The organism is Peribacillus muralis, from assembly GCF_001645685.2.
Classification (GTDB): Bacteria; Bacillota; Bacilli; order Bacillales; family DSM-1321; genus Peribacillus; species Peribacillus muralis_A.
This window is the reverse complement of the sequence record NZ_CP017080.1, coordinates 3,154,589-3,171,399: the sequence shown is the minus strand read 5'-3', so window position 1 is coordinate 3,171,399 and position 16,811 is coordinate 3,154,589. Positions and strand designations below refer to the sequence as shown.

Annotated in this window: 17 protein-coding genes; 15 read left to right on the top strand and 2 right to left on the bottom strand. The window is 44.0% G+C overall.

Going from position 1 to position 16,811, the window contains the following annotated elements; all coding sequences use genetic code 11:
• Window positions 1-37: 37 nt before the first annotated feature.
• From cdd to ABE28_RS15345, 15 genes are all read left to right on the top strand, one after another.
• Entirely contained in the window at window positions 38-436 is a 399-nt protein-coding gene (gene cdd / locus ABE28_RS15415; protein WP_083232103.1) for a cytidine deaminase, read from the top strand.
• On the top strand, window positions 429-1,358 hold the full coding sequence (era, locus tag ABE28_RS15410) for a GTPase Era (RefSeq protein ID WP_061140677.1): 930 nt from the start codon (window positions 429-431) through the stop codon (window positions 1,356-1,358). The genes cdd and era overlap by 8 nt, the downstream gene beginning before the upstream one ends.
• Window positions 1,359-1,457: 99 nt before the next feature.
• Window positions 1,458-1,601: a YqzL family protein gene (locus tag ABE28_RS15405; protein WP_064505149.1), complete on the top strand. Its 144-nt coding sequence runs from the start codon at window positions 1,458-1,460 to the stop codon at window positions 1,599-1,601.
• Window positions 1,602-1,634: 33 nt separating this feature from the next.
• Entirely contained in the window at window positions 1,635-2,387 is a 753-nt protein-coding gene (recO, locus tag ABE28_RS15400; RefSeq protein WP_064463432.1) for a DNA repair protein RecO, read from the top strand.
• A gap of 335 nt (window positions 2,388-2,722) precedes the next feature.
• Window positions 2,723-3,619, top strand: a complete 897-nt coding sequence (glyQ, locus tag ABE28_RS15395; RefSeq protein ID WP_064463430.1) for a glycine--tRNA ligase subunit alpha — start codon at window positions 2,723-2,725, stop codon at window positions 3,617-3,619.
• Entirely contained in the window at window positions 3,606-5,675 is a 2,070-nt protein-coding gene (gene glyS / locus ABE28_RS15390; RefSeq protein ID WP_064463428.1) for a glycine--tRNA ligase subunit beta, read from the top strand. Before glyQ ends, glyS begins: the two co-directional genes overlap by 14 nt.
• 142 nt (window positions 5,676-5,817) lie before the next feature.
• Window positions 5,818-6,456, top strand: a complete 639-nt coding sequence (locus ABE28_RS15385; RefSeq protein WP_064463713.1) for a transcriptional regulator CcpN — start codon at window positions 5,818-5,820, stop codon at window positions 6,454-6,456.
• Window positions 6,457-6,484: 28 nt separating this feature from the next.
• The gene (locus ABE28_RS15380; RefSeq protein ID WP_061141028.1) at window positions 6,485-7,294 is read left to right on the top strand and encodes a pyruvate, water dikinase regulatory protein; all 810 of its coding nucleotides are present in this window, start codon (window positions 6,485-6,487) and stop codon (window positions 7,292-7,294) included.
• A gap of 472 nt (window positions 7,295-7,766) precedes the next feature.
• Window positions 7,767-8,249 (top strand): YaiI/YqxD family protein, encoded by a 483-nt coding sequence (locus ABE28_RS15375; protein ID WP_257390603.1) that lies wholly within the window; start codon window positions 7,767-7,769, stop codon window positions 8,247-8,249.
• A gap of 51 nt (window positions 8,250-8,300) precedes the next feature.
• Window positions 8,301-10,106, top strand: a complete 1,806-nt coding sequence (gene dnaG / locus ABE28_RS15370; RefSeq protein ID WP_156775953.1) for a DNA primase — start codon at window positions 8,301-8,303, stop codon at window positions 10,104-10,106.
• A 35-nt stretch (window positions 10,107-10,141) separates the two neighbouring features.
• Entirely contained in the window at window positions 10,142-11,275 is a 1,134-nt protein-coding gene (gene rpoD / locus ABE28_RS15365; RefSeq protein WP_064463424.1) for an RNA polymerase sigma factor RpoD, read from the top strand.
• A 160-nt stretch (window positions 11,276-11,435) separates the two neighbouring features.
• Window positions 11,436-11,969 (top strand): hypothetical protein, encoded by a 534-nt coding sequence (locus ABE28_RS15360; RefSeq protein ID WP_064463422.1) that lies wholly within the window; start codon window positions 11,436-11,438, stop codon window positions 11,967-11,969.
• Between the two features lie 236 nt (window positions 11,970-12,205).
• Window positions 12,206-12,574 (top strand): cytochrome c550, encoded by a 369-nt coding sequence (gene cccA, locus ABE28_RS15355; protein WP_061140670.1) that lies wholly within the window; start codon window positions 12,206-12,208, stop codon window positions 12,572-12,574.
• A 216-nt stretch (window positions 12,575-12,790) separates the two neighbouring features.
• Window positions 12,791-13,498, top strand: coding sequence for a tRNA (adenine(22)-N(1))-methyltransferase (locus tag ABE28_RS15350; protein ID WP_064463420.1), 708 nt, complete (start codon window positions 12,791-12,793; stop codon window positions 13,496-13,498).
• A complete protein-coding gene (locus ABE28_RS15345) occupies window positions 13,495-14,613 on the top strand; it encodes a Nif3-like dinuclear metal center hexameric protein (protein ID WP_064463418.1) in 1,119 nt (372 codons plus the stop codon). The genes ABE28_RS15350 and ABE28_RS15345 overlap by 4 nt, the downstream gene beginning before the upstream one ends.
• A 37-nt stretch (window positions 14,614-14,650) precedes the next feature.
• Here the strand turns inward: ABE28_RS15345 and ABE28_RS15340 are convergent, their stop codons facing one another.
• Together ABE28_RS15340 and vrrA are read right to left on the bottom strand one after the other, a co-directional pair.
• Window positions 14,651-15,595, bottom strand: coding sequence for a 4-hydroxy-3-methylbut-2-enyl diphosphate reductase (locus ABE28_RS15340; RefSeq protein WP_064463416.1), 945 nt, complete (start codon window positions 15,593-15,595; stop codon window positions 14,651-14,653).
• A gap of 127 nt (window positions 15,596-15,722) precedes the next feature.
• Window positions 15,723-16,409, bottom strand: coding sequence for a VrrA/YqfQ family protein (vrrA, locus tag ABE28_RS15335; RefSeq protein ID WP_064463414.1), 687 nt, complete (start codon window positions 16,407-16,409; stop codon window positions 15,723-15,725).
• Between the last annotated feature and the right edge of the window lie 402 nt (window positions 16,410-16,811).

The window sequence follows — 16,811 nt, the reverse complement described above, 5'->3', positions numbered from 1 at the left end:
TGGCAGCGTGGCACTCAATTTGAAAGGAAGATGAGAATTGAATACGAAAGATTTGATTGAGGAAGCTAAAATGGCAAGGGAAAAAGCTTATGTGCCTTATTCCAAATTTAAAGTGGGCGCAGCCCTATTAACCGTCGATGGCAAGGTCTATCATGGTTGTAATATAGAAAACGCCGCATATAGCATGTGCAATTGTGCCGAGAGGACCGCTTTATTCAGCGCTTATGCACATAACGATAAAGCATTCACCAAACTGGCGGTCGTCGCAGATACCGATGGCCCCGTATCCCCATGCGGAGCGTGCAGGCAGGTTATATCCGAACTGTGCGATAAGGATATGCCGGTTGTCTTGACCAACTTAAATGGTGATATAAAAGAATTAACAGTACAGGAATTGCTTCCAGGAGCTTTTTCACCGGAGGATTTAAATGGATAAATTATTTCAAGATACACAAGAAAAAGGATACAAATCAGGTTTCATCTCGATCATTGGCCGTCCAAACGTTGGAAAAAGTACGTTCTTGAATCGTGTCATTGGCCAAAAGATTGCCATAATGAGTGATAAACCGCAAACGACTAGAAACAAAGTGCAAGGCGTGCTAACGCAAAACGACTCACAAATGATATTCATTGATACGCCTGGCATCCATAAGCCGAAGCATAAGCTTGGTGATTTCATGATGAAAGTGGCGACGAATACATTGAAAGAGGTCGATTTGATTCTCTTCATGATCAATGCGACCGAAGGATATGGCCGCGGTGACGAGTTCATCATTGAAAAACTCCAAACCGTTAAAACGCCCGTTTTCCTAGTTGTGAACAAAATCGACGCGATGCATCCAGATGAGCTGCTGCCGATCATCGAAAAATATCAGCAGCTTTATCCTTTCGCGGCAGTCGTTCCGATTTCTGCCCTTGAAGGAAATAATGTCGATACACTGCTTGAACAAATCAAGGAGCATCTGCCTGAAGGTCCCCAGTTTTATCCTGCTGACCAAGTGACCGACCATCCGGAGCGTTTCATCATTTCCGAATTGGTCCGTGAAAAGGTTCTGCACCTAACGCGTGAAGAAATTCCGCATTCCGTGGCCGTTGTCATCGATTCGATTAAAAAGATGGATAACAGCGATACCATCAATGTGATGGCGACGATCGTCGTCGAGCGTGATTCCCAAAAAGGCATCGTCATCGGAAAGCAAGGGAAAATGCTTAAAGAAGTCGGAAGCCGTGCGCGCGTGGATATCGAAAATCTATTGGGCTCGAAGGTATTCCTGGAACTATGGGTCAAGGTCCAGAAGGATTGGCGCAACAAAGCCAGTCAGCTTCGTGATTACGGCTTCAATGAAAGCGAATATTAATTAACAAATTTTACGCTTCATGAAAGTTTGGAAAACGGTCAAGCTAATTATATGGTCGGATATTCATATTGCTAGTTAAAAATGAAAGGTGGGCTTTATATGTTGGAATTTACCTGGGAATTATTTAGTGAAACAGGTAATGTGGACACCTATTTGCTGTTTAAGGAGATAGAAGTCGAAAGACAGGAAAGACCCTTGGTACTGAAAGAAGAGCTAGCAGAATTTGATTTTCCCGTTTCATAGGTTAGTCTTGACTAGTGTGGGTGGTGTCTTGGTGTGCTCCAAAAATGTGAAGGCATTGTCATAAGGCGAACTGCATATGGAGAAAATAACAAAATCATTACTATTTATACCCGTGAGCTAGGAAAAATTGGCGTTATGGCTAGAGGGGCCAGTAAACCTAACAGTAGGCTATCGGCCGTCACCCAGCTTTTTTGCTCCGGGTATTTTCTTGTAACCACATCTACCGGTCTCGGAAGTCTTCAGCAAGGGGAGATGGTCGACTCGCTCCGCTTCATCAGGGAAGATCTATTTGCCACTGCGTATGCTTCTTACATTGTGGAACTGCTTGATAAAAGTGTCGAGGATAAAAAACCGAATCCCTACTTGTATGAGCTTCTTGCGCAAACCTTGCATTACATAAACGAAGAATATGACGCAGAGGTCTTGAAATTCATATTTGAAATGAAGATGCTGCCCGTCAATGGGATTAATCCAGTGCTGAATCAATGTGCTGTTTGTGGTGAAACGGAAGGGGAATTCTCCTTCTCGCTTCGGGAAGCGGGGTTCATATGTCACCGCTGTTTAGGCAAAGATCCTTATCATTATAAAATATCACCGGCAGCCGTCAGATTGCTGCGAATCTTTTATTACTTGGATTTATCCAGGCTCGGAAACATTTCCGTCAAGCCGGAAACGAAAAAGGAACTGCAGAAAATCATTGATGCTTATTACGAGGAATATTCCGGTCTTCATTTGAAATCAAAAAAGTTCCTGAAGCAGATTGATACGATGAAAGATATGTTTTAAGACCTGACCTATTGACATTCCGTGATAGATTGTATAGAATTCTAATCATTAAAATAGAAGATGTGCGTTGATGGAAAAGAGTATCTGGCATTATCCATAAAAAGCGAACCCGGGAAGGTGGAAGCCGGGATATGGAATGACAGGGAAGGGCGTTTCCGGAGCATGCTGCTTTGAAAAGAGGCCGTTTAATGACGGCAATTAGGGTGGAACCGCGGGTAAACTCTCGTCCCTATGCAAATCGCATAGGGACGGGAGTTTTTTGTTTGCAAAAAACTGTGGATGAACTCCGGACCTGAATTTACAAAGAGCCGTTTTAAATAATTTGGAGGTGTACGATGAATATTCAAAATATGATTTTAACGCTACAAAAGCATTGGTCTAAACAGGGCTGTATATTAATGAATGCTTATGATGTCGAGAAAGGGGCAGGCACGATGAGCCCATATACGTTCCTGAGAGCGATTGGCCCTGAGCCGTGGAGCGTTGCTTATGTCGAGCCATCACGCCGCCCGGCAGATGGCAGGTACGGCGAGAACCCCAATCGCCTGTATCAGCATCATCAATTCCAGGTGATCATGAAGCCTTCACCTGACAATATCCAAGAGTTATATTTGGATTCACTGCGGGCATTAGGCATCAATCCGCTTGAGCATGACATTCGCTTCGTCGAGGATAACTGGGAAAACCCATCACTTGGATGTGCAGGCCTAGGTTGGGAAGTATGGCTTGATGGAATGGAAATCACCCAATTTACATATTTCCAACAAGTGGGCGGTCTTGAGTGCAAGCCGGTTTCCGTTGAAATTACATACGGAATCGAACGTCTTGCCTCTTACATTCAAGATAAGGAGAACGTATTTGACCTTGAATGGACAGAAGGATTCACAGTCCGTGATATTTTTGGGCAGCCGGAATACGAGCATTCAAAATATACGTTTGAAACCTCGGACCTTGATATGCTGTTCCAACTATTTACGATGTACGAGAAGGAAGCACATCGCCAAATGGAAGAAGGTCTTGTACACCCAGCCTACGATTATGTTTTGAAATGTTCACATACATTTAACCTTTTGGATGCAAAAGGGGCCATCTCAGTGACGGAAAGAACCGGATACATTGCCCGGTGCCGTAATCTGGCGCGTAAGGTTGCCAAAACCTTCTATGAAGAGCGCGAGAAATTAGGCTTCCCGATTCTGAAAGTGAAAGGGGAAAATACAAATGAGCAAGCGTGATTTGTTATTGGAAATTGGTTTGGAAGAACTGCCGGCCCGGTTCGTGACAGCGTCGATGAACCAGCTGTCAGATAAAGTGCAGAAATGGCTGACGGAAAAAGCGATTCAATTCGGCACGGTTGAAGCTTTTTCAACACCAAGACGATTAGCGATATTGGTGAAGGATGTTGAAGAATCCCAAAAGGATATCGAAGAAGAAGCTAAAGGACCGGCTAAGAAAATCGCCTTGGATAGTGAAGGGAACTGGTCAAAAGCGGCTTTGGGCTTCGTCAGGGGTCAAGGAATGACCTCCGAGGATATTTTTTTCAAGGAACTTAAGGGTGTTGAATATGCTCATGTGAATAAATTCATTAAGGGACAGCCGACAGTTCAACTTTTATCTGAACTGGAGGGTATTATCAGCGGGATGACGTTTCCGAAAAATATGCGATGGGCCGATCAAGAGCTGCGCTTTGTCCGTCCGATTAAGTGGCTGATTGCGCTATTCGGCCAGGAAGTCGTGCCATTTTCGATCGCGGATGTGCAAACGGGACGTGAAACGAAAGGTCATCGTTTCTTGGGTGAAAAAGCAATCATCGAGAAACCGGCCCAATATGAAGAAACGTTGGCGGAACAATTTGTAATGGCCGATCCGGATAAACGCCGGCAAGTCATTTTAGATCAAATTAAAGGACTTGAGCAGGAAAAAGGCTGGATCATCCCCGTCGACGAATCGTTGCTGGAAGAAGTCAATAATTTAATCGAATATCCAACGGTGCTATTTGGTCAATTCGAGGAAGAGTTCCTTGAGCTTCCGGCGGAGGTACTGATCACTTCAATGAAGGAGCATCAGCGCTATTTCCCTGTAAAGGACCAAGATGGCAAGTTACTTCCTTTCTTTATAACCGTTCGTAACGGAGATGCAAAGCACCTGGATAAGGTTTCTAAAGGAAATGAAAAAGTATTGCGGGCCCGGTTATCCGATGCAGCATTTTTCTATAAGGAAGATCAGAAAAAAGAAATTTCAGATGCTTTGAAAAAACTTGATAGCATCGTCTATCATGAAGAAATCGGTACGTTAGCCGAGAAAACCGAGCGAGTGAAGGAAGTGGCGGGCATTCTTGCGGACGTCCTGAACTTAGGGGAAGAAAAAGGATTGGCCCTTCGTGCAGCTGAAATCGCCAAGTTCGATTTGGTGAGTCATATGGTTTATGAATTCCCGGAATTGCAAGGATATATGGGTGAAAAATACGCGCTTCTAAAAGGCGAAGCCAAAGAAGTGGCTGCGGCCATCAACGAACACTATATGCCAAGACATGCGGAAGACGATGTACCGCCATCGGTGATTGGAGCGGTTGTAAGTTTAGCCGAAAAAATCGATACGCTAGCATCATTCTTCGCTATAGGCGTCATCCCGACAGGATCCCAGGATCCATATGCGTTAAGAAGGCAGGCGAGCGGTATCGTCCAGATTCTCGCCGAGAAGAAATGGGATATTTCTTTGGAGGAGCTAATCGCTCTTGGCCTTGAAGGTCTTGAAGCAAAAAATATCTTGAAACGCGATATAGAGGAAGTTAAAGCCGATATGTTCACGTTCTTCAAAGCAAGGATCAAGCATCTTCTGCAAGAAGAGCAAATCCGCTATGATATGATTGATGCCGTTCTGTTCGGTGAAATCGGCTATATTCACTCCATCGTCGAGCGTGCCCACGTCCTGGATACGAGAAAGGATGAAGCAGGCTTTAAAGAAAGCATGGAGGCATTGAGCCGGGTCATGAACATTGCCGTAAAATGTGATGATAAAGTGACGGTCGATCCAAGCGTTTTTGAAAATGATCAAGAAAAGGCCCTTTATGAAAAATATCAGCATGCGGCAGTGCAATATAAAGAGTCCAAAAACGAAGATGAGCGGTTTGAACTGCTTATTTCTCTGCAAAGCGAAATAGAGGCGTACTTCGACAATACAATGGTCATGGCAGAGGATGAAGCTCTCCGTATTAACCGATTATCGCTAATGAAGGAAATCAGTGATTGGGTGGCGAGTTTCGCGGCGATGAATAAAATCATCCTTTCATAAGGAAAGGTAAATGGAAGCCTTTTTAAGCAGGGTTTCCATTTGCCAAAAGATAAAATAGGACAAACATGCCTTTATTAAATAATTTAGTATATAATTATTGAATGAATAACTTTTGTTACTTTGCTCTGCGAAGCGCAGTGGGGTGGTGATTACAATCCAATTAAATAAGCGTCAGGAAACTATTTTGCAAATTGTTAAAGAAAATGGACCGATTACAGGAGAACATATTGCAGATAGATTGAATCTCACAAGGGCTACATTACGTCCAGACCTAGCGATTTTAACGATGGCAGGTTTCCTTGATGCCAGGCCGCGTGTGGGGTATTTTTATACAGGCAGGTCGGGCACACAGCTTTTGACGGACAGCCTGAACCATCTATATGTACGTGATTACCAATCGATCCCTGTCGTTGTTGACGAGGGCATTTCCGTATATGATGCGATCGTCATGATGTTTTTAGAAGATGTCGGGACCATGTTTGTCGTCGATAAACATGCATTGCTTGTCGGTGTCTTATCAAGAAAGGACTTGTTGCGTGCGAGTATTGGCAAACAGGAGCTTAACTCCATTCCAGTCAATATCATCATGACCAGGATGCCCAATATTACCATGTGTTCAAAAGAAGACCTTCTGATAGATGTTGCCAAAAAATTGATAGATAAACAAATCGATTCATTACCGGTCGTCAAAGACACCGATAAGGGCTATGAAGTAATTGGACGAATTACAAAAACCAATATAACCAAAGCATTCGTAGCTTTGGCTGAAGAAGGCTATTAGGGGGCTTGCAAAAGGGATGACGGAGAATATGAAGGGTTCTATTATATATGTTGTATCGGATTCAGTGGGGGAAACGGCTGAACTGGTTACGAAAGCAGCTGCCAGCCAGTTCGCTGGGTCGGCTTTTTCCATAAAGCGAATACCGTATATTGAAGACGAACAAAACGTGGATGAAGTGATTTCATTGGCTAAGCTAGATGGGGCGATCATTGCTTATACTCTTGTGAAGCCAGCTATAAGGGCGTATATGAAAGCACAGGTCGAACGTGAAAACCTGTCTGCTTATGACATTCTGGGACCGCTCATGGACATTCTACAGGAAAGGGCGCCAAAGGGACCGCTTAATGAACCTGGTCTTGTAAGGAAGCTGGATGATGATTATTTCAAGCGTGTCGAGGCAATTGAATTTGCCGTGAAATATGATGATGGCCGAGATCCCCGAGGCATTTTACGTGCAGATATCGTTCTTGTCGGCGTTTCACGTACTTCAAAAACGCCTCTTTCACAATATTTAGCCCACAAGCGCTATAAAGTGGCGAATGTGCCTTTAGTGCCTGAGGTGGAGCCTCCAGAAGAATTGTTCCTGGTTCCTCCTGAAAAATGCATCGGTTTAAAGATCAGTCCGGAAAAGCTGAACCATATACGCAAAGAACGGTTAAAGTCACTCGGGCTCAATGATCATGCCATTTACGCAAATGTGGAGCGCATAAAAGAGGAATTGACATACTTTGATAAAATCATATCAAGGCTGAACTGTCCAATCATTGATGTAACCAATAAGGCTGTGGAAGAAACAGCCAACTTGATCATCAATATCCTCCAAAATAAAAATCGTTGACGATACATTTTCATAAATCAGGAAAAAACAAAATGTGAGCTAGACACTTATAGTGTCAGCTCACATTTTAATGCCAAGCTCGTCTTAGGGAATCGTCAACAAAAATAGAATAAAATTACATATATTCCTCCTTAATTCCTTCATGCCCATCCGTAGATTGGCGTGAAAACATAAACGTAATTTAAATGTTGGCATCTTTCAAACAAATAGACTATAATAAAAAATTGTGAGAAAAAAGCAATCTTAAGGTTTAGACTTAATTAATAAGGAATAAACTAAAGGTTAGTGAGATGTCAAGGTTTTTACCAAAAAAATAATTCGACATGTTCCGTATAATCAACGCAATAGCAGGATTTTCACTTAAATAAGCGGTATTCCTTGAAGAATAATGTAAGCTCTTTTAGCGTATTCACTTTGAACTAACGCTGAAAATTCACTATATCTTCATAAAGTTTAGGGGAGAAAAAGGATTATGCAGAAAGATGTAGAATTAAAAGGTATGAATGAAAAACCAACGATACATGTCGATGCCGATGCATGCCCGGTGAAATCCGAAATCCTCCATTGTGCACGATTACACGATATAGATGTCTGTTTTGTTGCATCATATAAGAACATGATGAATGAACCTGAAGGAAAATGGGTTTATGTCGATGCAGACAAGGAAGCGGCGGATCTTTATATAGTAAACTCAGTAAAAAAGGGTGATATTGTCGTTACTGCAGATATTGGATTGGCTGGTACCCTGCTTCCTAAAGGTGTTTACGTTCTTTCTCCAAGGGGAAAGGAATACACGGACGAGAATATTTTCATGCTCCTGGATATGCGCTATCAGTCTGCTAAGCTGCGCAGGCAGGGTAAGCATACGAAAGGGCCGAAGCCATTCACGAAGGAAGATCGACTGTGCTTTACAAATATACTTTTGAAAACTTTGTCGAACTTTGCAGGAAATTAGTAATCTGTATCGAATTAGAAACTATCACCAATATGGCAAGGTGGAAAAATGATAAATGGCCGCATAGAAGATGAGAAAATTAACCAAATTCGCGAAGCTGTGGACATCGTCGACTTAATTGGGGAGTATGTCCAGCTGAAGAAGCAAGGGCGCAATTACTTTGGTCTATGTCCTTTCCATGGTGAAAACTCGCCCTCGTTTTCCGTTTCACCGGATAAACAGATCTTTCACTGTTTCGGATGCGGAGCAGGCGGAAACATTTTCACCTTTTTAATGGACATAGAAGGCTACAATTTTGTGGAATCGGCAAAAGTTTTAGCTGAAAAAGGAAATATTCCTTTGGATGTTGAAGTTAATAAGGATTCAAAGCGTTCCAACATGCCTGCCGGATCGCAGCAAATGGTTGAAGCCCATGACCTGCTGCGGAAGTTCTATCATCATCTCCTCGTTAATACTAATGAGGGGCAGGAAGCACTCGAATACTTACTCAAACGAGGTTTTAGCGAAGAGACGATCGAAAAGTTCCAAATCGGCTATTCGTTGGATTCCTGGGACTTCGTATCCAAATTTCTTTTGAAACGAGGATTTCCAGCGGAATATATGGAACAAGCAGGGCTAATTATATACAGGGAAAAAGACGAGTCATATTTTGACCGTTTCAGAAATAGAGTCATGTTCCCAATTATGGATCATCAAGGAAATACGATTGCGTTTTCAGGGAGAGCGATGGGGGACGATGAGCCCAAATATTTGAATAGTCCCGAAACGCCAATCTTCAATAAAAGTAAAACTTTATATAATTTTCATCTGGCAAGACCGCACATACGCAAGAAAGAACAAGTCGTTATCTTTGAGGGCTTTGCCGATTGCATTTCAGCTGTGCGTGCAGGGGTGGAGAATTCGGTCGCGACTATGGGGACTGCCCTGACGGAGCAGCATATCCAGCTGTTAAAAAGGAATACCGATCAGATACTTATCTGCTACGATTCGGACTCTGCGGGTTTGAATGCTGCCAATCGTGCAGTCAATATGTTACAGGAACATGACTTTTCAGTGAAGGTCTCTCTCATGCCCGATAACCTGGACCCCGATGACTACATAAAGGAATTCGGTGAAAAAAGCTTTGTTTCTGAAGTAATAGGGGCCAGTTTAACCTACATGGCTTTCAAAATGCATTATTTGCGCCGAGGGAAAAATGTAAATAATGAAGGAGATCGAATTCAATATATCGAAGAAGTCCTTAAGGAGATTTCGCGATTGCCCAATGCAGTGGAGAGGGATCATTATCTCCGGCAAATATCCTCTGAATTTTCCCTGTCATTGGATGCGCTGGAGCAGCAGCAGCGACAAGTGTTCTTTACGGAACGGAAGAAGGGGACATTGCCGCAGCCTGCAGCCCAAAAGAAAATGGCCCTGCAATATGAGCATAAGTTAAAGCCTGCACACCATAATGCTGAAACGAAGTTGATTGCCCATATGCTTAAAAGCAGGGATATGAGTTTGAAAATTCAGCAGCTACTTGGGCAAACGTCCTTTCATGTAGATGAACATCAGGCAATCATCACCTATTTATATGCGTTCTATGAAGATGGACACGAACCGGATACAAGCTTTTTCCTAACTTATTTACCGGATCCAAACTTGAGAAGGATCGTTTCGGAAATAGAAATGATGTCAGTGAATGAGGAAGTTACCGATAAAGAGCTGACCGATTGTATAAATCAAGTGTTGAAATATGAAAAATTGTTAAAGATAAAAGAAAAACAAGTTGAAGAAAAAGATGCAGTCAGACGAAGTGATTATGTCACCGCTGCGCAAATAGCCATGGAAATCATTAAATTGCGAAAAATGTTGTAGTTGTTTAGGTGTAAGTCCTGGAAGGAGGGGAACTAATGGCTGAAAAACCAGCACGTTCCAAACAAGTTGATAATGAGTTTAGCCTTGAGCAGGTGAAAGAAAAATTATTAGAGCTAGGTAAAAAACGAGGCTCTTTGACTTTAGAAAAAATCGCTGAAATGATTGGCGGCTTTGAGTTGGATTCCGATCAAATGGATGAGTTCTATGAGGTGTTGACAGAAAATAGCGTCGAAATTCTCACGGATGGCGAGGAAGACGATGATGAAGATGATCCGGATGAGAAGAAGCTTGCAAAAGAAGAAGAGTTTGATCTGAATGATTTAAGTGTTCCTCCTGGCGTTAAGATTAATGATCCAGTCCGGATGTACTTGAAGGAAATTGGCCGGGTGGACCTATTATCCGCTGAAGAGGAAATCTCATTGGCTACACGAATCGAAGACGGCGATGAAGAAGCGAAACGCCGTTTGGCTGAAGCCAATCTTCGTCTGGTCGTTTCCATTGCCAAACGCTATGTAGGACGCGGCATGCTTTTCCTTGATTTGATTCAGGAAGGGAATATGGGTCTTATCAAAGCGGTGGAAAAATTCGATTACCGCAAAGGATTCAAGTTCAGTACGTATGCAACATGGTGGATTCGCCAAGCCATTACCCGTGCCATTGCCGACCAAGCAAGAACGATTCGGATACCGGTTCATATGGTGGAAACCATCAATAAATTGATTCGTGTCCAAAGACAGCTTCTTCAGGATTTAGGGCGTGAGCCTTCACCGGAGGAAATTGCAGAGGATATGGACTTGACGCCTGAAAAGGTCCGCGAAATCTTGAAAATAGCTCAGGAGCCCGTTTCCCTGGAAACGCCGATAGGCGAAGAAGATGATTCCCATTTAGGTGACTTCATTGAGGATCAGGATGCGACTTCCCCATCGGAGCATGCAGCGTATGAACTTCTGAAAGAACAGCTTGAAGACGTATTGGATACACTGACTGACCGTGAAGAAAACGTCTTGAGACTGCGCTTTGGACTTGATGATGGCCGTACTCGCACACTTGAAGAGGTAGGTAAGGTGTTCGGGGTTACCCGCGAGCGTATCCGCCAAATCGAAGCGAAAGCATTGCGTAAGCTAAGGCACCCAAGCCGCAGCAAGCGCCTGAAAGATTTCTTGGAATAATATAGATAAATGCCCTTCACAGAGCCCTCTTTGAATGCCCAGCGTTCGGGAGCGGCTTTTTTTTTGTCAATTTGCAATGGATGTTAAAAGCACATACATTACCTGCAAATCCCGGCTGAAAGCCGTAAAAAAGAACAGATGCCATAAGGATGTGAAATGTATGGATGAGACGAGAAAGAAAATAATCATTCAAGAAATAAATGCCTGGAAGGAAAGCCGTATGCTTCCTGAGCAATATTGTAATTACCTGCTTGCCCTATACAGTGAAGGTGATAGGCCCGCATCCCCTTCTTCGCATAAAATCCAAAAAGGTAAAAAAGATCTCTTTTCCATGCTGTGGATTGGAGCGCTTTTTGCATTTATTGTATTTTTGAATTATTTTACTGAAATACCCATAAGAATGCAAATGCTTCTGACAACTATTTCGATCATCGTCTTTGGGCTGATGGTCCGCCGCTTCATCGGCAGGAAGCTCGTCTTTCAGATGGCATTGATGGGAATGACCTTAACCTTGCTACTTTTGACGGTCAGCTTGGCTGATTTCATCGCACCTGGAAAAGTGGGAATCCTATTTATGTTCTTGTTTTTGAATTGCGGGTCCTGGATTTTCCTCGGTGTTAGACTGAAGCTGCTTCATTTCTCGATTGCCGGAGGCTTGGGGGCTGCCGTCACTCTTTACTTTTTGCTGACGTAAAGCCAAAAGGATTTCAGTGGTTTCAAATGGGGAATTAAGGGTATTATGAAAAATATGTAAGTTAAAGGGAAAATGTTTGGAAATATACATAAATTTTTGACAATTTTAAGAAATTATATAATATCTTCTATTTTTGGGGTTTTACTTGAAACTCTTTTCAAGTAAAATAATATATAGCTGTTTGTATATAATATTAAATATGGTAAGTTTAGGTTATACATAGGGGAGGAAAGACTATGAATCGCAATCCAGTAATGCCTTTTATTATTATCATGGTTTTTGGTATTGGACTTATGTTTTTACTTTCGTTTAAAGGTTTGGGTGATGCCAAAGATCTTGCCAAGGAAAAAGAGGGCGGCGCAAAGACTGAAGAATCTGACAGTGCCTCTGCTTCACCTGAAGACATCTATAAGAAAAACTGTATCTCTTGTCACGGTAACGCCTATCAGGGCGGCGTCGGTCCAGCCCTTAAAGGCGTGGGTGACCGTCTGTCGGTAGACCAGGTGAAAGAAGTGATCACGAATGGACGTGGCGCCATGCCAGCAGGCTTGGTGGAAGAACAGAACATTGACGCCATGGCCAAATATATTCATGGATTGAAATAATGTCCGGATACTGACTCAAAAAAATCGTTGGAAGGCGAGGTTTTGGGTCGGTTTTTTTTTTTTCAAAAAAAGGGAGTTTCAAAATGGAAGGCTTCCTTCCGTGCGGTGATGGAGAGTGTCTTTTCTCTTTCTGTAATTTTTCCATGGAACTTGTTATAATCGAATGGGAAACTAATTATTTGTAAGACATTACTAGAATTAAGAGAGTTGATGAATATGAATCATGAAAGACTATCGATGAGATTGGAACGAGTTGCCATACATATCCCTAAAGGGAGCGTTCTGGCCGATATAGGCTCCGACCATGCTTACTTGCCTTGCTATGCAGTGAGTAACGGCCTGTGCGACCATGCCATAGCCGGAGAGGTTGTGGAAGGACCCTATCAGTCAGCCCGTAAGCAAGTGGCAATGACGGGACTTGAGGCTAAGATAGAAGTGCGTAAAGGGGACGGACTGGAAGTATTGAATCCTGATGAAGCGACATGCATTACGATTTGCGGCATGGGAGGGACCCTAATATCCAGCATATTGGAAAGCGGGAAAGAAAAACTAGGCACGGCAAAAAGGCTTATCCTTCAGCCGAATGTCGGTGCGGCTAATGTGCGCAGCTGGCTGATCGATAACGGCTGGGAGCTAAGTGGTGAGGAAATCCTTGAAGAGGATGGTAAAATTTACGAAATATTAATTGCCGAAAAAGGGGACCCACTTCGGCCTTATCGTGCAGACAAGAAAAAGGGCCTTATGTTCGGTCCGTATTTAACAGAGCAATTCAGTGGCACCTTCATCAAGAAATGGCAGCTGGAGAAAAAGCATTTGGAAAGAATCATCCAACAGCTGGATGAAAGCGGGCGGAGCGGACTGGAAACGAAGCGCAAGGAACTACAGTCGCAAATATCGATGATTGAGGAGGTGCTTGAACGGTGAAGAAGGTAAACGGTAACCAGATCATTGAGCTGTTTGAGCAATTTTCACCAAAGCAATATGCTATGGAGGGAGACCCCATCGGGCTGCATGTCGGGCAGCTGAACAAGACTGTTACGAAAGTCATGATAGCCCTTGATGTGCTGGAGGAGGTCGTGGACGAAGCGATCGAACAAGGAGTTGAATTGATCATCGCCCACCATCCGCTCATATACCGGCCATTAAAACGGATTGATACGATGGCTGCCGGAGGTCGTATCATCGAAAAGCTGATCAAACATGATATCGCCGTTTATGCGGCACATACCAATTTGGATGTCGCCAAGGGCGGGGTGAATGATTTACTTGCCGAGGCGCTTCAATTACAGGATACACAAGTGCTGGTGCCGACTTATGAGACGCGCTTGAAAAAACTCGTCGTTTATGTTCCAGCGGCCGCTGAACAAAAGGTAAGGGACGCGCTAGGTAAGGCAGGTGCAGGAGCAATCGGAAATTACAGCGATTGTTCGTTTTCTTCGGAAGGGACAGGCCGCTTTCTGCCCGGTGAAGGCAGCCAACCGGTAATCGGCTCTAAAGGCAAGCTCGAAGCTGTCGCTGAAATAAGGATTGAAACGGTATTCCCGGAAAATATCGAAAAAAAAGTGCTTGCTGCAATGATGAAGGCACACCCTTATGAGGAGGTCGCTTACGATATATACCAACTGGAGAATCAGGGCGAATCTTTAGGATTGGGGAAGATTGGCATCCTTGCTGAAGAAATGACACTTGAACAGTTTGCCGAACACGTGAAAATGACACTGGATGTTGATAAGGTGCGGGTCGTCGGTGATTTGCAAAGTCCGATTAAAAAAGTGGCCGTGCTTGGCGGAGACGGCAATAAATACTTTGCGACAGCTAAATTCAAGGGAGCCGATGTGTATGTTACAGGCGATATGTATTACCATACCGCCCATGACGCGATGATGCTCGGCTTGAATATTGTGGACCCAGGCCATAATGTTGAAAAAGTGATGAAAAAAGGCGTTGCCCGGATACTTGGAGAAATGTGCCGCGAAAGGAACTTCGATGTCGAATTCATTTCCTCGCAGCTGAATACAGACCCTTTCCGCTTCATCTGAAATAAAAAAGAGCAGCCATTATGGCTGCCTTTTTTGTTTATTTCTTTACTTTAATCTTAGGTAGAATTTTATGCAACGGCGTTTTCTTTTCGGTATTCCAAGTCAATTCATCATTTGGTTCGTACTGTTCCAGGAATGAGATGACCTCTTTTGTGATCGGGGTCGGTGTTGAGGCCCCGGAAGTGACAGCAACCGTTTGGGCATCTTTCAGCCATTCAAGGTTCAGCTCTGAAATATCGGCAATTCGATAAGCGGTCGTACTGGCAATTTCCTCGGATACTTGTGCCAGGCGGTTTGAGTTATTGCTTTTCGGATCACCGACGACGATCAAAACATCAGCCTTGCCAGCTTGCTGGGCAACGGCTTCTTGACGCACCTGTGTCGCTAGACAAATTTCCTTATGAACTTCGGCATGCGGGAATTTTTCCTTCACCTTATCCATGATATCCAAAACATCCCATTGGCTCATCGTTGTCTGGTTGGTCACGATGATCTTATCACTATTCAATGTCAGGGCTTCGACATCTTCATCTTTTTGTACGAGGTGAACGACATCGGGAGCAACTCCGACTGCGCCCTCCGGCTCTGGATGGCCTTTTTTGCCGATATAGATGATCTGATAGCCTTCCGCTTCTTTTTCGCGGATCAAGTCATGCGTGGCCGTAACATCCGGGCAGGTTGCATCAAGGGTCACCAGCCCTTTTTCTTTAGCGATCTTCCTGATTTCAGGGGAAACGCCGTGAGCAGTGAAGATGACGGTTCCGCTGTCCACCTGCTCGATGATATCGTTGCGGTTGCTGCCGTCCAATGTGATGATGCCTTCTTCTTCAAATGCATCCGTAACATGCTTGTTATGCACAATCATGCCCAAAATGTAGATGGGGCGTGGCAATGTTTTATCTAAAGCCGCATTTCGGGCGATGACCATGGCATCGACAACACCATAACAATAGCCGCGCGGGGAAATTTTAATCACTTTCATCTATGTGTCCTCCTTCAAAGGCAAGAAACTCTCACTTTTTATACCTTTCTATTATATAAGACCATAGATGATATTACAAAACATCCTATTTCTTTAAAATCAGTTACTGGAAATTTTTTTTTGGAATTCATATATAAAGCTTGGGTCCGGATGATCTTTTCCGTTTGCCTTCAGGACGAAGCCTTGTGGTGGACACAGCATCCAGTGGTTTCTCCTTTTTAATTGGCTCCGCCGTTTCCTCAACGTTCGTTTGTGTCACTGAATGAGGATCGGCATCAACGGATGTCTCCTGGTTCTCTGTATCGCCAGCTGATGATATGCTCCTGAAGACCTTCCACATGGACGGCAGGTTTTTAATCACGGGTCCGTATTGTTGCACCATGGGGGTGAACTGTTCGGCTGCCTGAAGCACCTTTTGCGTGTTGGCTAACATATTGTTCAAGGAATCGGGATTTTTCAATGTTTCCAAAATCCCTCCAGCGCTGCTTCTTGATGAACTTTGGTTACTGGAAGCTGCTGGGGCGAACAAGTTCGGAGGAGCACCCCTTTGTTTGGACTTGCCAAGTATTTTCGACAGCAGGCCTTCCTTCTTTGCTTGTGGCATATCCTGCCGCTGCTGCTGGCCGAATGGTGCCCGGAAACCTTGTGGTCCTTGCTGAGCATGTGGTCCATTCGGGGTAATAGGCCGCCGCATCGGCTGGAAAGCTTGAGGCATATGCGTCGGCTGCCTGAATGGTGCAGGAGGCTGCTGCATCCTCCTGCCACGGGGCGGCCCAAAACCGGGTCCGGGTTGACGATTTCTATCTGGGAACATAGGTTTCACCTCCTCTGATTTTATGTGCAGGTGTATTCTTCTCTATAAATTATGCAAGTCGGCAAAAAAGGTTTGAGGAAAGAGTGACTGGGCTGTTGTGAAGTTACCGTAAAGAAGGTAAGATGGTAACGGTAGTCTTTTAGCTCCATGTCTGCGGGGGATACGCTATGACCAGGACAGGGGCTTTTCGTTTGCAAGAGTCCATTTTAAGAGAACTAGCCTCAGCGCTTGCGCTTTTTGTATAATCCAGCTCCAGCACCTAGCTCGGTGAGAAAAAGAAGATGGACCGCAAAAGGCAAAGATCGCCTTCTGGGTCCATCCCTATTTTCCTGCCCGAGCTGCCCAAGGCGCTTGCGCTTTTTGTATAATCCAGCTCCAGCACCTAGCTCGGTGAGAAAAAGA

What these genes read in the sequence shown, in the direction of transcription:
- ABE28_RS15405 (WP_064505149.1), top strand. Translation starts at nt 1,458, where the DNA reads ATGTTGGAATTTACCTGGGAATTATTTAGTGAAACAGGTAATGTGGAC.
- ABE28_RS15350 (WP_064463420.1), top strand. Translation starts at nt 12,791, where the DNA reads ATGAATCATGAAAGACTATCGATGAGATTGGAACGAGTTGCCATACAT.
- ABE28_RS15375 (WP_257390603.1), top strand. Translation starts at nt 7,767, where the DNA reads ATGCAGAAAGATGTAGAATTAAAAGGTATGAATGAAAAACCAACGATA.
- ABE28_RS15380 (WP_061141028.1), top strand. Translation starts at nt 6,485, where the DNA reads ATGAAGGGTTCTATTATATATGTTGTATCGGATTCAGTGGGGGAAACG.
- glyS (WP_064463428.1), top strand. Translation starts at nt 3,606, where the DNA reads ATGAGCAAGCGTGATTTGTTATTGGAAATTGGTTTGGAAGAACTGCCG.
- cccA (WP_061140670.1), top strand. Translation starts at nt 12,206, where the DNA reads ATGAATCGCAATCCAGTAATGCCTTTTATTATTATCATGGTTTTTGGT.
- ABE28_RS15360 (WP_064463422.1), top strand. Translation starts at nt 11,436, where the DNA reads ATGGATGAGACGAGAAAGAAAATAATCATTCAAGAAATAAATGCCTGG.
- rpoD (WP_064463424.1), top strand. Translation starts at nt 10,142, where the DNA reads ATGGCTGAAAAACCAGCACGTTCCAAACAAGTTGATAATGAGTTTAGC.
- glyQ (WP_064463430.1), top strand. Translation starts at nt 2,723, where the DNA reads ATGAATATTCAAAATATGATTTTAACGCTACAAAAGCATTGGTCTAAA.
- ABE28_RS15340 (WP_064463416.1), bottom strand. Translation starts at nt 15,595, where the DNA reads ATGAAAGTGATTAAAATTTCCCCGCGCGGCTATTGTTATGGTGTTGTC.
- vrrA (WP_064463414.1), bottom strand. Translation starts at nt 16,409, where the DNA reads ATGTTCCCAGATAGAAATCGTCAACCCGGACCCGGTTTTGGGCCGCCC.
- era (WP_061140677.1), top strand. Translation starts at nt 429, where the DNA reads ATGGATAAATTATTTCAAGATACACAAGAAAAAGGATACAAATCAGGT.